This window comes from Micromonospora sp. DT15, from assembly GCF_049841475.1.
Lineage (GTDB): Bacteria > Actinomycetota > Actinomycetes > Mycobacteriales > Micromonosporaceae > Micromonospora.
In genome coordinates this window covers 17,267-32,057 of record NZ_JBNCKJ010000017.1, presented here as the reverse complement: position 1 = coordinate 32,057, position 14,791 = coordinate 17,267, and the positions used below count along the sequence as shown (strand labels likewise).

Genomic DNA, 14,791 nt, shown 5'->3' with positions numbered 1-14,791 from the left:
CCTCAGCCCGTACCTCGCGGATCGCCCGGTGATCTGGCGCCGCAAGCGGTTGTCAATCGTCATCAATCATGCCCGGGTCCATTGGCGGACCTGCGCGCGACGCCGCCGGAGGCGACCCACGCCACCCGGGCGGCCGCGTCCCGGCCATCGGTGGAGCCTACCGGCTGCCGTACCCCGAACTCGGGGGTCAGTCACCCACCGCGTTGAACAGGGCGGCGACCTCGGCGTTGGTCAACCGCCGGATCCGTCCGGTCCGCAGTTCACCCAGCCGGATAGGACCGATCGAGGTACGCACCAGCCGGGTGACAGGGTGCCCGACCTCCTCCATCAGCCGTCGGACGATGTGCTTGCGGCCCTCGTGCAGGCTCAGCTCCACCTGGGCGGATTTACCCAGAGTGTCCACCACCTTGAACGAGTCGACCTTGACCGGCCCATCCTCCAGCTCGACGCCGGCCAGCAGCCGCTTGCTCAGGTTGCGCGGGATCGGCCCGACCACCTCGGCCAGATAGGTCTTCAGCACCTCGTACGAGGGGTGCATGAGCTTGTGCGCGAGGGTGCCGTCGTTGGTGAGCAGCAGCAGGCCCTCACTGTCCGCGTCGAGCCGCCCCACGTGGTAGACCCGCTGCTCGACCCGGTTGCCGATGAACTCGGCCAGCTCGTTGCGCCCCTTGTCGTCCGCCATGGAGGTGACCACCCCGCGCGGCTTGTTCATCGCCACGTAGACCAGGCGAATGTCGACCTGGAGGCGCTCGCCGTCCACGTGGATCACGGAGGTGGCCGGGTCGACCTTGTCGCCGAGCTTGGCGACCCGCCCGTCCACGGTGACCCGGCGGCGGAAGATCAGGTCCTCACAGGCGCGCCGGGAACCCACGCCGGCGGCGGCGAGCACCTTCTGCAGGCGCTCAGCCCCCTCGTAGACGGGCGCGTCGGGTTTCGGGGAACGGTTATCGGGTCGCATCAGCAAGCTCTTCTACGTCGTCGGGCAGGAAGGGTGCGAGGGGCGGCAGCTCGTCGACGGTGTTCAGCCCGAGCTTCTCCAGGAACAACGTGGTGGTCCGGTAGAGGAACGCCCCACTGTCCGTTTCGGTGCCGCACTCCTCGATGAGGCCACGGGTGACCAGCGTACGGATGACCCCGTCGCAGTTCACACCCCGGATGGCTGAGATTCGCGAACGGGTCACCGGCTGCTTGTACGCAACCACAGCGAGCGTCTCCAGCGCCGCCTGGGTCAGCCGCACGGACTGCCCGTCCAACACGAACCGCTCAACGTACGTAGCGTATTCCGGCCGGGTGTACAGCCGCCACCCGCCCGCCGCCCGCCGCAGCTCGAACCCGTGCCCGGCCGCCGTGTAACCGGCGGCGATCTCGTCGAGCATCGGCCCGACCCGCTCGGCGGGCTGCTCCAGCACCTGGGCCAGCACCAGCTCGCTGACCGGCTCGTCGACGACCAGCAGAATCGCCTCCAACGCGCCGCGCAGCTCACTGTCGGACAGCTCGGGCGCGGGCTCCGGCACGACCGTCGCCCGCCGCCGTCCCGCCAGCTGCCGCCGGGGTACGCCCGCAGCGTCACCCGACTCCCCTACCGTGCCGTCCGTCACCTCGCCGAGGTCCGGGCGCGCCGAGCCCACGTCGTCCGCAGCCGCCTCACCGCGATCCGGCTCACCCGGGCCGCGATCTGGCTCACCCTGGCCCACCTCGTCGGAGGCCACCTCAAGGAGATCGGGCACACCCGCGGCAACCTCGACAGGTCGTGGCTCACCCGGGCTCACGTCGTCTGGGCCCCGCCCATCCGGGTCAACGTGCGCAGAGCCCGGCGCGTCCAGGTCCGGCTCGGCGGCTTCTGGCTCCGGTCGGGGCGTTGCCGCTGCGGGCTCGTCGGTCTCCGGTGATGCGGCGGACCCGTCCGGCTCCGTGGGAGTGTCGGCGGCGGGCGGGCGGGGACGGTCCCACGGGGGCACCCAGGCGGCGGCCTGGTCGGCCAGCGAGTCCCGACGTTGCTCGTCACTCATCCCGCGCACCCTCCGTCGTTCCCGTCCCGTCCGGCCCGCCGGCCTCCCCCGTCGGCACAAGGTCAGCCCCTGCCGGGTCACGCTCAGCCCTAGCCGGGTCCAGCTCTGCCCCCGCCGGCTCAGGCGGACTCCCCGCAAGCCCAGGCCCCGCCGGGTCAAGCTCAGCCCCCGCCGGCTCAGGACCCGCCCCCGCCAGTTCAGGCCCCGGTGACTCCGGGTCGGGCGGGCTGCCGGCGTACTCGTCGACGTGCAGCTCGGTGTCGCCGTCGGTCGGACCGGTCCACCGCACGGTCAGCTCCTCCAGTGCCTGCTCCTGCACGAACGACACCAAGCCCTCCCGGTACAGCTCCAGCAGCGCGAGGAACCGGGCCACGACCTCCAGGGTGGCCTCGCAGTCCGCGCAGAGCAGCGAGAACGTGGCGGTGCCGGCCCGGCGCAGCCGTGCGGCGAGGATCGCGGCGTGTTCCCGGACACTGACCCGGACCATGTGCACGTGGGCGATGGAGACCTCCGGCACCGGCTTCGGGGTCATCGCCTTCACGGCCAGCTTCAGCAGCCGTTGGGGGCCGATGCCGAGCACCAGGTCGGGCAGCGCCTCGGCGTAGCGGGCCTCCAGGCTGACGGCGCGCGGGTAGCGTCGGCCGCCGACGGCCTCCAGCTCGGCGATGTGCGCCGCCGCCTCCTTGTACGCCTTGTACTGCAACAGCCGGGCGAAGAGCAGGTCCCGTGCCTCCAGCAGGGCGAGGTCGGCTTCGTCCTCCACCTCGGCGGCGGGCAGCAGCCGGGCTGCCTTCAGGTCGAGCAGGGTGGCGGCGATGAGCAGGAACTCGCTGGCCTCGTCCAGGTCCCAGTTGTCGCCCATGGCCCTGATGTAGGCGATGAACTCGTCGGTGACCGTGTGCAGGGCCACTTCGGTGACGTCGAGTTTGTGCTTGCCGATCAGTTGCAGCAGCAGGTCGAACGGGCCGGTGAAGTTGGCCAGCCGCACCGTGAAGCCGGTGGCAGCGGGGTCGACGGGCGGCACACCGTCGACCACGGCCGCGTCGGCGGTCTCGGGTGGGTCGAGGGGTGGCGCGGTCACCGGACGACCGTAGTCCACGAGGCGGGCACGGGACGTTCCGGCTACCGCTCCGACTGGGCGGCGATCACCTCGCGGGCCAGCTGACGGTAGTTGCGTGCCCCGGAGGAGGCCGGGTCCATCGTCGTGATGGGGGCACCGGCCACGGTGGACTCGGGGAACTTCACCGTCTTGGTGATGACCGTCTGGTAGACCTTGTCGCCGAACGCCTCGACCACCCGCTGGAGGACCTGGCGGCAGTGGGTGGTGCGGCTGTCGTACATGGTGGCGAGGATGCCTTCGAGCTCCAGGTCGAAGTTGAGTCGCTCGCGCACCTTGTCGATGGTGTCCAGCAGCAGTGCCACACCGCGCAGGCTGAAGAACTCGCATTCGAGGGGAATGAGCACGCCGTGCGCGACGGTCAACGCGTTGATCGCCAGCAGGCCGAGTGACGGCTGGCAGTCGATCAGGATGTAGTCGTACTCCTTGCGGACCGTGCGCAGGACCCGGGCCAGGGCCATCTCCCGCGCGACCTCGTTGACGAGCTGGATCTCGGCGGCGGAGAGGTCGATGTTGGCCGGCAACAGGTGCAGCCCCGCGACGTCGGTCTTGATGACGACGTCCTCGGCGATGATGTCGTCCTGCATGAGCAGGTTGTAGATGGACAGGTCGAGGTTGTGCGGGTTGACGCCCAGGCCCACCGAGAGCGCGCCCTGCGGGTCGAAGTCGACGAGCAGCACCTTGCGGCCGTATTCGGCGAGGGCGGCGCCCAGGTTGATGGTGGTGGTCGTCTTACCGACGCCACCCTTCTGGTTGGCCATCGCGATGATGCGCGCGGGGCCGTGCCGGTCGGTGGGCATCGGCTCGGGAATGGGCTTGCGCATCGTGTAGGCAGCCGGGTCCGCAGGACCCAGGTCCGCGCCGAGCGTGGCCTGCTGCTCGCGGAGCTCCGACGTCCAGGTCTCGGCACGGTCACCGTTGCCAGCCATGTGCTCGTTGCCCCCTCCCGACGACCCACCCGGCGTCGGAGCCGTCCGACGTCCTTCGCGGCGCCGCTGCGCACCCCGGTCGTGTTGCTCCAGGAGGTCCGCGCCGATGCCGACTGTACGCCACCGACCAGCAGGGGGTTCGGCACCGGCCCGGCGTGTCGGCGTCGACCGCTACCCGGTTCAGCCCTGGGCGCGGGGATGGGCGGTGGCGTACACCTCGCGCAGCCGCTCCACGGTGACCAACGTGTAGACCTGGGTGGTGGTCACCGAGGCGTGGCCGAGCAGCTCCTGGACCACCCGGACGTCGGCGCCACCGTCGAGCAGGTGGGTGGCGTAGGAGTGGCGCAGGGTGTGCGGGGAGACCGCGGCCGGCCCGTCGACGGGCAGCCCGGCCCGGTCGGCGGCGCGGCGCAGGATGCCCCAGGCGCCCTGGCGGGACAGCGCGCCACCGCGGGCGTTGAGGAACACCGCCGGCGTGCCCCTACCGGCGGCGGCCAGCCCGGGACGGGCCCGGACCAGGTAGGCGCTGACGGCGTCGACGGCGTACCCGCCGATGGGCACCAGCCGCACCCGGCCGCCCTTGCCGCGCAGCAGCACCGTGCCGTCGTCGGTGTCGAGGTCGTCCACGGCGGCGCCGACCGCTTCGGAGATGCGCGCGCCGGTGCCGTACAGGAACTCCAGCAGCGCCCGGTCGCGCAGCGCGAGAGGCGCGTCGTCGCCGGTCGCGGTGATCGGGCCGGCGGTCTCCAGCAGCCGGACCACGTCGTCGACCGGTAGCGCCCGGGGCAGCCGCCGGGGCGGGGTGGGCGGGCGGACGTCGCGGCTCGGATCGGCGCCGGTGAGGCCCTCGCGCAGCGCGAAGCGGTGCAGGCCGCGTACCGCGCTGGCCGCGCGGGCGGCGGAGGAGACAGCGAGGGGCGGGTGCGCGTCGTCGCCGGCGCGCAGCCGCGCCAGGTGCGACTCGACGAGGCCGGCGCCGACCGACGCGAGGTCGGTGACGCCGGCGTCGGTCAGGGTGGCGAGATAGCGGTCCAGATCCCGGCGGTACGAGGCGAGCGTGTTCGCGGAGAGGCCACGTTCGACGGTCAGGTGGTCGAGGTAGCCGCGAACGGCACGGCGCAGCGCCGGCGTGGGTGGTGTGCCCACGCCGGCGGAGTCCGTGTCGCCGGTCAGCCCGCCACCGTTCAGGCCAGCACGTCGGCCAGCGGGAGCACGTCCATGCCGTGCGCCTCGGCGACCGGGCCGTAGGTGACCTGACCGGCGTGGGTGTTGAGGCCCAGCGCCAGCGCCGGGTCGTTGCGCAGCGCCTCGCGCCAGCCCTGGTTGGCCAGTTCCAGGGCGTACGGCAGGGTGACGTTGGTCAGCGCGTAGGTGCTGGTGTTCGGCACCGCGCCGGGCATGTTCGCCACGCAGTAGAAGATCGACTCGTGGACCTTGTAGACCGGGTCGGCGTGCGTGGTGGGGCGCGAGTCCTCGAAGCAGCCGCCCTGGTCGATGGCGATGTCGACGAGCACGCTGCCCGGCTTCATCCGGGAGACCAGCTCGTTGGAGATCAACGTCGGGGCCTTCGCGCCGGGCACCAGCACCGCGCCGATGACCAGGTCGGCGTCGAGCACGGCGCGCTCGACCTCGTACGCGTTGGAGGCGACGGTCTGCAGGTGGCCCCGGTAGATCGCGTCGGCCTGCCGCAGCCGGGCCACGTTCTTGTCCAGCAGCAGCACCTCGGACTGCAGACCCAGCGCGATCGCGGCGGCGTTCATGCCGGAGACACCGGCGCCGATGACCACGGTCTTGGCCGCGTACACGCCGGAGACACCGCCGGGCAGCACACCGCGCCCACCACCGGTACGCATCATGTAGAAGGCGCCCACCTGCGGGGCGAGCCGGCCGGCGACCTCGGACATCGGGGCGAGCAGCGGCAGCGACCGGTCGGGCAGCTCGACGGTCTCGTACGCGATGCCGGTGACCCGGCGGTCGATCAGCGCGTCGGTGCACTCCTTGGAGGCGGCCAGGTGCAGGTAGGTGAAGAGCACCTGCCCCTCGCGCATCCGGTGGTACTCCTCGGCGATCGGCTCCTTGACCTTGAGGACCAGCTCGGCGGTCTCCCACACCTCGTCGGCGGTGGCGAGGATCTTCGCGCCGGCGGCGGCGAACTCCTCGTCGGTGATGCTGGAGCCAACCCCGGCGCCGGACTCGACGAAGACCTGGTGGCCGCTGCGGGTGAACTCGTTGACACCCGCTGGCGTGATCGCCACGCGGTACTCGTGGTTCTTGACCTCGCGTGGGATTCCGACCTTCACGATGCAGACACCTCTCTTCGGGGCTGCTCTCCCCCGACTGCTCGGTGCCACGACGGCCCCTTTGCCGCCGCGGTACACCGGTCCTGCGGCGGCAGTCTAGGCGCGCCCGGTGCCGCCGCGAGCCAGCACAGTGACACCCGGTGCCCGGGTGTCCTGACGATGTGTCAGGGCACCGCCGAGATTCGGCGGTCGAGCGTCACCTCAGCCAACAGGACAATGTTTCACCACTATCGTCCCATCTGCCGGGCGGCGGTGCGGACAGCCGGCGAGTGGATCACTAATGTGTCCGCCCATGACCACTCCTCCTTACCAGCCCGGTTACCCCGAGCCGGGGTACCCGCAGGGCGTCTCCGACAAGAGCAAGATCGTCGCGGGCGTCCTCGGCATCCTGCTCGGCACCTTCGGTGCCGGTCGGTTCTACACCGGACACACCAAGATCGCCGTTCTCCAGCTCGTCGTGAGCGTGGTGACCTGCGGCCTCGGCGCTTTCTGGGGCCTCATCGACGGCATCCTCATCCTGGTCAACGGCGGCACGGACGCGCAGGGCCGTCCGCTGCGCGACTCCTAGACCAGCAAGCGAAAGGGGCCCCGCGGTTGACCGCGGGGCCCCTTTGGCGCGTACTCCCCCGACCGGCTGGACCGGCGGCGACGCTCAGCGCGGCAGCGGCGCGTCCGCCCGACGCAGAGACGCGAAGCCGGTGTCCCGGGCCCGGGCCGCGGCCAGCAGCCCGGCCACCGCGGACGCGTTGGTGATCTCACCGGCCGCGACCATGGCGACCGCCTCGTCCAGATCGATCCGGACGACCTGGAGGTCGGCCTCCTCGTCGTGGCGCTCGTGCCGCTCGTCGGCCGGCACGTCGGCGAGGTCGCGGGCCAGGAACACCCGGACGATCTCGTTGGTGAACCCCGGCGAGCTGTGCAGGTCCACCAGCACGTCGACCCGCCCAGCGGTGAGATCGGCCTCCTCGGCCAGCTCCCGCAGCGCGGCCACCGGCAACTCCTCGCCGGAGACGTCCATCAGACCGGCCGGCAGCTCCCACAGGTGCCGCCCGACCGGGTGCCGGTACTGCCGGATCAGCACCACCTGGCCGGCGTCGTCGAGCGCCACCACGGCCACCGCCCCGACGTGCCGGACGAGGTCACGCAGCCCGGTCCCACCGCCCGGCATGCTCACCTCCTCGGTGACCACGTCGAAGATCCGCCCCCGGTACCGCTCTTGCCGGGAACGCACCTCGTAGCGGTGCTCCAGGTTGCTCACGACGCCGACGACGCCTTCGTCGCGGCACCGTTGCGGGCGGCCTTGCGCGTCGTCGGGGCCTCCGCCGCCGCGTCCAGGTCGACAGGCAACTGGTCGGCCTGCGAGTACGTCACCGCGGCCTTGACGAACGAGGCGAACAGCGGGTGCGGGCGGGTCGGACGGCTCTTCAACTCGGGGTGCGCCTGGGTGGCCACGAAGAACGGGTGCAGGCTCCGGTCCAGTTCGATGAACTCGACCAGCCGGCCGTCCGGCGAGGTGCCGGAGATGTGCAGACCCGCCTTGGTCAGCGCGTCCCGGTAGGCGTTGTTCACCTCGTACCGGTGCCGGTGCCGCTCGCTGATCTCGGTGCTGCCGTACGCCTCGGCGACGATCGAGCCCTCGGTCAACGTCGCCGGGTACGCGCCCAGCCGCATCGTGCCGCCCAGGTCACCCCGACCGGCGACGATGTCCTCCTGGTCAGCCATCGTGGCGATGACCGGGTGGGCCGCCTGCTCGTCGAACTCCACCGAGTTCGCGCCGTCCAGGTCCGCCAGGTGCCGGGCCACCTCGATGGTCATGCACTGCAGGCCGAGGCAGAGGCCGAGCAGCGGGATGCCGGCCTCCCGGGCGTACCGGGCAGTGCCGATCTTGCCCTCGATGCCGCGCACGCCGAAGCCGCCGGGGATGAGGATGCCGTCCACGCCGGCCAACGCCGCGGCGGCGCCGGCCGGGGTGACGCACTCGTCGCTGGGCACCCACTTGAGCTGCACCCGGGCCCGGTGGCCGAAGCCCGCCGCCCGGATCGCCTCACTCACCGACAGGTACGCGTCGGGCAGGTCGACGTACTTGCCGACCACGGCGACGGTGACGGTGTGCCGGGGGCGGTGCACCCGCTCCAGCAGGTCGTCCCAGCTGGCCCAGTCCACGTCCCGGAAGGAGAGGCCGAGCCGGCGCACCACGTACGCGTCGAGCCCCTCCCGGTGCAGCACCTTCGGAATGTCGTAGATGCTCGGGGCGTCCGGGGCGGCGACGACCGCCTCGGCGTCCACGTCGCAGTAGAGCGACAGCTTCTCCTTGAGCTTCACCGGGATCTCCCGGTCGCAGCGGAGCACGATCGCGTCCGGCTGGATACCGATGTTGCGCAGCTGCGCCACCGAGTGCTGCGTCGGCTTGGTCTTCAGCTCACCCGATGGCGCCAGGTACGGCACCAGCGAGACGTGCAGGTAGAAGCAGTTGTCGCGGCCCAGGTCGTGGCGGACCTGACGGATCGCCTCCAGGAACGGCAGCGACTCGATGTCACCGACCGTGCCACCGACCTCGGTGATCACCACGTCGGGAAGCTGGCCGTCCTCGTCCGGATCGGCCATCGCCAGGATCCGCGACTTGATCTCGTTGGTGATGTGCGGGATGACCTGGACGGTGTCACCCAGGTACTCGCCGCGCCGCTCCTTGGCGATCACGTCGGAGTAGATCTGACCGGTGGTGACGTTCGCCTTACCGGACAACGCCCGGTCGAGAAACCGCTCGTAGTGCCCGACGTCGAGGTCGGTCTCGGCGCCGTCCTCGGTGACGAACACCTCACCGTGCTGGAACGGGTTCATCGTCCCCGGGTCCACGTTCAGGTAGGGGTCAAGCTTCTGCATCACCACGCGCAACCCGCGCGCGGTCAGCAGGTTGCCGAGGCTGGAGGCGGTGAGGCCCTTACCCAGCGAGGAGGCGACGCCCCCGGTGACGAAAATGTGCCTGGTCGTCCGTGCTGATGGGGCCAAGGCCTGCTCCCGTGTCGTCTGTCGCGGTCATGCAGACCGCCGTGCTTGATCAGCAAAGTGATCACGCGATCCACGGGATTCGACGGTAACACCTCCCGGGCGGGTACCCGCAGGCCGCACCCCGGCCGCGACACCTCCGGGCCATCCGGACGAGGCCCGGCGCTCAGGACGCGGCAACCTCCGTCGATGACCGGGAGACCTGCCGGGGCGGCACGGGCACCGTCGGCGCGGCGTCCGGCGTCGACCCGCTCGCCGTCGGCTCGGCCGGTTCGTCGGCGTCCCCCCGGCGCTCGCCCGCAGCGTCCGACACCGGTTGGGCGAGGGTCGCCGGTGCGCCCGGGGGCGGGCCGGCGATCGGACGGGGATGCACCGCACCCAGCGGCCCCCCGCCGCCGGTCGGACCGTCACCGCCACCGGCCGGGCCGACCCCGCCGGACCCCGAGTCGTCGTCGGCGCCGTTGGCGCGGGAACGGGCCGCTACCGGGCGGGTCCGGTCCGCGGCGTGCCCGAGCACCCGTAGCGACGCCAGGGCCGCCATCGGCACCACCAGGGCGGCCGCAGCACCCATCACGTCCAGGGCCGCGCCGTCGAGCACACCACCGAGCACCGCGGCGACCACGGTGCCGGCCAGCGCGGCCCGGACCGCCGGGTAGATGCCGAACAACCGCATCAGCCCACCCCACGGCTGCAACAGGGCGAACCACACCAGCAACCCGGCGGCCAGCGCCAGCACCGTCAGCGGGCTGTTGACCAACGTCTCGAAGTTCTCCGTGCTGGAGCGGTGCACGGCGAACCCGCCGGTGCCGTCACCGAGCGCGGAGAGGAACCGGCCCAGGCTGCCCCGCTCCGCGGCCGGACGCCGCAGGTCCACCACTGCGAACCCGATACCGACCGCCAGCGCGGCCATGGTGGCCCAGGCCAGCCGGCTGACCGTCAACCAGCCACCGGCGCTGATCACGGCGGCGACGCTCACCCCGGCGGTGAGCGCGATCGCGCCGACCGGGTCGGCGCCCAGATACGGGCTGCCGACCACCACCACGGCGAGGCCACCCACCGCCACCATCACCGCCGGCCGCCAGCCCCGGTGCACCCGCTGCGCGAACCAGCCGCCGGTGACCAGCGCACCGGCGAGGAACACTCCCAGCCCCACAGTGCTCAGCCCGGCGTACCGGCCGCCCTGCAACGCGGAGTAGCCGACCACGCCGTTGAGCTGCAGGCGGGCCCCGGTGAGCACGTCCAGCCCGACCACGAGCGTGGTGAGGCCGGCCACCGCTCCCAGCGGCCCGAGGGTGTTCGCGTACCCGGGGGCGAACCGCACCGCCGCGGTGCCGGCGGCCACCAGCAGCGCGGTCACCCCGGCGAAGATCCACCCCGGGTGCTCACCGCGCCACCAGGGCACCGCGTCGGTCAGCAGCGCCGCCGGCACCGTCAACGCCGCAGCGACCAGCAGCAGCTCCATCACCGCCACGATCCGCCCGGAGACGGGCGTCGGACCGGCCGGGCCGGCGTGCGGACGGGCCCGACGCAGCAGCGGCAGGATCGCGACGGCCAGCAGCACCTGCACCCCGGCGAGCAGCGTGAAGAACACCCCGGAGACGGAACGCTGCGCGGCCGCCTCACGGTCGGCGTTCGCCGGCGCGTTGATGGCCTCGGTCAGATCGGCGGGACGACCGCCGGTGCTGATCGCCGGACGGCCGAGGAAGAGCCGCTCCGGCATGGGCCGGCCCAACGCGGCGAGGGCGGTCGGCGCGAGGTCGACGAGTTGCAGGTACCCGTCCCGGCCGGTGCTGGCCGAGGTGAGCCACCCCCGCTCCCAGCCCGGCCCGTCGGCGACCGCCACGTGCAGCCGCGCCGGCTGGGTGGTGTCGGAGATCCCCGCGACCAGCACCAACGACCGGGGGGGTCGCGCCGCCAGCACCCGGGCCAACTCGGCGTCCGCCGCGCGGGCCTCCTCGGCGCGGGTGGCCGGGTCGGCCCCCTTGACCGTGCCGAGGTCGACGATGCTCAGCACACACGAGCCGAGCAGCGGCCGCGGGTCGGCCGGCAGCCCCGAGGCGTACCGGTCGACGCGGCCGAACGGTCGGGCGGCGGCCACTGCCGCGCCCGGCCCCACGGCGACGGAACACCGCACCGACTCGGACAACGAGCCGGGCAGGGCGCCCCAGGGCAGCCGCTGCTGGTTGTACTGGACCACGCTCTCCTGGTCGGGCAGGTTCGCGCCGATGCCGTCGGGCTGTTCCACGGTCACCGCCGCCGACGGACAACCGTCGACCGACCGGCTGCCGTTCCACGCGGCGAAGCTGCCCGCGCCCAGGGTCAGCCAGCCGTCCACCGGGCAGGTGGGCCGGTGCGCGGAACGCACCGACAGGGAGCCGATCGAGCCGTCCTGGGCCATCCGCCACAGCGTCGGGGTGCTCTGCGGATCCACGTCGTCCCAGCGCAGCCCGGCGATCCCGGCGAGCACCACGAAGTCAGCGGTGCGTTGCGGGGCGCCCTGGGGTGGGCGGGCGGCGAGCGCGGTGACGCCCAGCGCCACCACGAGCACTGTCAACAGGGCGGGGGCGATTCGGCGCAACATCACCGGTGTCCCGTTCTCGGGGCGTCGGAGCCCGGGGCGGCCGCCGCACCGCCGGGGTTCCCGGCCAGCTCGGCGTAGAGGGCGGCAAGCGTGGCGACGGTGTCGGCCTCGGTCGGCCACGTCGCCGCCCGTTCGGTCCCGCGCCGGCCCAACTCCGCCCGCGCCGCCGGGTCGTCCAGCAACGCGCGTACGGCCGCGTCGAGGGCGTCCACGTCACCGGCGGGAACCAGCGTGGCGGCGTCGCCGACCAGATCCGGGAGCCCGCCGACAGCGGTGGCCACCAGTGGCACACCGGCGCGCAACGCCTCCTGGGCGAAGAGTTGCCGCGCCTCCCAGTCGCTGGTCACCACCGCCAGGTCGGCGCCGGCGAGCAGGTCGGCCACGTCGGTGCGGTGCCCCAGCAGGGTCACCGGGGCGCGGGCGGCGGAGGTCCGCGCGGCGAGCGGCAGATACGCCGGCCCGCTGCCCGCGATCACCACGACCGGCGGCGGGGTACGCGTACGCCAGCGGGCCGCCGCGTCGATCAGCACGTCGTAGCGCTTCTGCGGGTGCAACCGACCGACTGAGACGATCAACGGCTGGTCCGGGCGGACGCCGAACTCGGCGCGTACCGCCGCCGGGCGTCGTCGCGGCGCGGGCAGCGTCGGTGCGGCGACCGGGGCGAGCCGGGCGTCGGCGGCACCCACCTCGGCGGCCCGCCGCACCAGGTCCGCGGAGGCACCGAGCGCCACCCGGACGCCCCGGGCGACCACCCGTTCGACGAGCCGGGACACCCCGCCCCGCAGTCCCCCGGCGAGCACCGCGTTGTGCCAGGTGACGATCAGCGGGACGGCCGGACGGGCCAGCACGGCGACCAGCCCGGCCCGCAGGCCGTGCGCGTGCACCACGTCGACGGTGGCGGCGGCGAGCGCCCGGCGCAGCGTGAGCACCGCCCGCGCGTCGGCCGGAGTCGGGCTGGCCGGGATCTCCACTGCCTCGAACCGGGCACCGACACCGGTGAAGTCGAACTGCTCCTGGGTGGCGGCGGGCCCGCAGACCAGGACTGTGGTGCCGCCCGCGACGAGGCCACGGGCCACCGAACGGACGTGCTGGCCGACCCCGCCGGTGCTGGACGCGAGCACCAACGCGACGGTGCCCGACCAGCCGGCGGGCAGAGGTGGCTCAGTCATCGCGTCGCCGTCTCCTTCCCGTCGCCCCGCTGCGCGGAGCCCGCGCCCGGTGTCGGCGCACCGCCGGACGGCCCCCGCCGGCCCAGACGCCGCAGCACCCCGGCGAGCAGTGGCTGTACGTCCCGCCGGTCGACGAACCAGACCACGGCGAGGAACACAACCCCAACCAGAACCCCGGACAGCATGCCCTGACCGAACGCCACCGCCGTCGTCGGGGTGCCGCCGTCCGACTGGTCGAGCCAACGGCTGAGGCCCAGCCCGGCGAGCCCGGCGAGCACACCGGCGAGGCCACCGGCCGCTGCGGCCCGTGCCGCTCCCGCGAGGGCGGGACGGCCGGCGCTGCGCCGCACCGCCAGGAGCAGCAGGGCGCCCAGCACCAGCATCCCCACCGAGTTCGCGGCCGTCACCGCGAGCACCCGGTCGGCGGTGGGGAGCAGCACCGTCAACGGCAGCGCCACAGCCGGAACGACCAGCCAGCCGAGGGTGATCGCCACCGTCGCCGAGCGGGTGTCGCCGCGTGCGTACAGCGCGCGGGACAGCACTGCGAACAAGCCGTAGCCGAGCAGTCCCGGCGCGAACCCGCTGATGGCCGCCGCGGTGGACGCCGGATTGTCCGGGTAGAAGAGGGCTGCGATCGGCTGCGCCGTACCGATCAACGCGGCGACGCCCAGGCAGCTGAAGAGCAGCACACCCCGCACCGTGCCGGAGAGGGTGCGCCGATAACCGTCCTCGTCACCGGCCGCGCTGGCGGTGGCCAGCGTGGGATAGGACGCCACCGCCAACGGCACGGCGAGGACCGCCCACGGCAGCAGGTAGATCGCCTGGGCCAGGTTGAACACCTGTGGTGAGCCGGTAGGACCCCCGGAGACCCGGTTCAGGACCACCAGGAGCGCGATCTGCTGCGCGGCCACCGTCACCGCCCCGGCCGTGGCGAGCCCGCCGATCCGCGCCCGCGCGTCTTCGGTGAAGGCGTACCCGAAGCGGGGCCGGAGCCGCAACCGCCGCAGCGGGATCAGCAGCGACAGCGACAGCACGACCACGCCCAGGGTGGTGCCGCCGGAGAGGAGCAGTTCGCCGCTGCGGCCGACCTGGGCCACGGACACGCCCCGCCCCTGCGCGGCGCCGAAGGCCACGTAGACGACGACCACGGTGAGGCTGGACAGCAGCGGCGCGATGACCGGCCAGGCGAAACGTCGGTGTGCCTGGAGGACGCCGGTGAGTACGATGCCGATCCCGTAAAGCGGCAACTGCGGGGCGAACACGCGCAGCATCCGGGCGCCGGCGGCGAGTTCCGCCGCCGATCGTCCCTCGCTGATCAGAGAGATGATCGGGTCGGCGAACAGGACGACGAGCACGGCGAGGGGAACCAGCAGGCTCACCGTCCAGGTGAGCAGAGCGCCGGTGGTCGCCGCCACCGTCCGCCGGTCCTCGGCCGCGACCGCCCCGGCCAGCAGTGGCACGACCAGGCTGGCCAACGCCCCGCCCGCGACGATCTCGAAGACGATGTTCGGCACCGTGTTGGCGATGACGTACATGCCGCCGAGGTCGCTCTGCTCGACCACCCAGGTGAACACGGCGGTACGGCCGAAGCCGGCGAGTCGGCTGGCCACGGTGAGGACGGCGATGAGCGCGGCTGCCCCGGCCAGCCGGCCGGCGCCGGCGAGGGGTGCCGGTCTGTCCACG

12 protein-coding genes are annotated in these 14,791 nt (G+C 73.0%); 1 reads left to right on the top strand and 11 read right to left on the bottom strand.

Annotated features, from left to right (window positions below):
* Positions 1–187: 187 nt before the first annotated feature.
* The 6 genes from ACLQ3F_RS29585 to ald all read right to left on the bottom strand — a co-directional run bounded on the left by ACLQ3F_RS29585 (position 188) and on the right by ald (position 6,355).
* Positions 188–958: a pseudouridine synthase gene (locus ACLQ3F_RS29585; RefSeq protein ID WP_238659881.1), complete on the bottom strand. Its 771-nt coding sequence runs from the start codon at positions 956–958 to the stop codon at positions 188–190.
* Positions 945–2,009, bottom strand: a complete 1,065-nt coding sequence (gene scpB / locus ACLQ3F_RS29580) for an SMC-Scp complex subunit ScpB (protein ID WP_425852824.1) — start codon at positions 2,007–2,009, stop codon at positions 945–947. Before scpB ends, ACLQ3F_RS29585 begins: the two co-directional genes overlap by 14 nt.
* Entirely contained in the window at positions 2,002–3,090 is a 1,089-nt protein-coding gene (locus ACLQ3F_RS29575) for a segregation and condensation protein A (protein WP_425852822.1), read from the bottom strand. Before ACLQ3F_RS29575 ends, scpB begins: the two co-directional genes overlap by 8 nt.
* Positions 3,091–3,131: 41 nt before the next feature.
* Complete coding sequence (locus ACLQ3F_RS29570) at positions 3,132–4,055, bottom strand: ParA family protein (RefSeq protein ID WP_030487987.1); 924 nt, start codon at positions 4,053–4,055, stop codon at positions 3,132–3,134.
* A 180-nt stretch (positions 4,056–4,235) separates the two neighbouring features.
* Positions 4,236–5,201: a site-specific tyrosine recombinase XerD gene (locus ACLQ3F_RS29565; protein ID WP_425852821.1), complete on the bottom strand. Its 966-nt coding sequence runs from the start codon at positions 5,199–5,201 to the stop codon at positions 4,236–4,238.
* Positions 5,202–5,239: 38 nt separating this feature from the next.
* Positions 5,240–6,355: an alanine dehydrogenase gene (gene ald, locus ACLQ3F_RS29560; RefSeq protein WP_279519840.1), complete on the bottom strand. Its 1,116-nt coding sequence runs from the start codon at positions 6,353–6,355 to the stop codon at positions 5,240–5,242.
* A 229-nt stretch (positions 6,356–6,584) separates the two neighbouring features.
* Here ald and ACLQ3F_RS29555 point away from each other — a divergent pair, with 229 nt between their 5' ends.
* Positions 6,585–6,923 carry a TM2 domain-containing protein gene (locus ACLQ3F_RS29555; RefSeq protein WP_396796716.1) on the top strand — a complete coding sequence of 113 codons (339 nt, stop codon included), beginning with the start codon at positions 6,585–6,587 and terminating at the stop codon, positions 6,921–6,923.
* A gap of 84 nt (positions 6,924–7,007) precedes the next feature.
* On the opposite strand, the gene ACLQ3F_RS29550 is transcribed toward ACLQ3F_RS29555, so the two are convergent.
* The 5 genes from ACLQ3F_RS29550 to murJ form a co-directional block, all read right to left on the bottom strand.
* On the bottom strand, positions 7,008–7,613 hold the full coding sequence (locus ACLQ3F_RS29550) for an NUDIX domain-containing protein (RefSeq protein WP_425852818.1): 606 nt from the start codon (positions 7,611–7,613) through the stop codon (positions 7,008–7,010).
* Complete coding sequence (locus tag ACLQ3F_RS29545; RefSeq protein ID WP_355008449.1) at positions 7,610–9,361, bottom strand: CTP synthase; 1,752 nt, start codon at positions 9,359–9,361, stop codon at positions 7,610–7,612. Before ACLQ3F_RS29545 ends, ACLQ3F_RS29550 begins: the two co-directional genes overlap by 4 nt.
* Positions 9,362–9,524: 163 nt before the next feature.
* A complete protein-coding gene (locus tag ACLQ3F_RS29540; protein ID WP_425852938.1) occupies positions 9,525–11,939 on the bottom strand; it encodes a hypothetical protein in 2,415 nt (804 codons plus the stop codon).
* Positions 11,939–13,108 (bottom strand): glycosyltransferase family 4 protein, encoded by a 1,170-nt coding sequence (locus tag ACLQ3F_RS29535; RefSeq protein ID WP_425852817.1) that lies wholly within the window; start codon positions 13,106–13,108, stop codon positions 11,939–11,941. The genes ACLQ3F_RS29540 and ACLQ3F_RS29535 overlap by 1 nt, the downstream gene beginning before the upstream one ends.
* Positions 13,105–14,790, bottom strand: a complete 1,686-nt coding sequence (gene murJ / locus ACLQ3F_RS29530) for a murein biosynthesis integral membrane protein MurJ (RefSeq protein WP_425852815.1) — start codon at positions 14,788–14,790, stop codon at positions 13,105–13,107. Before murJ ends, ACLQ3F_RS29535 begins: the two co-directional genes overlap by 4 nt.
* Position 14,791: the final 1 nt, after the last annotated feature.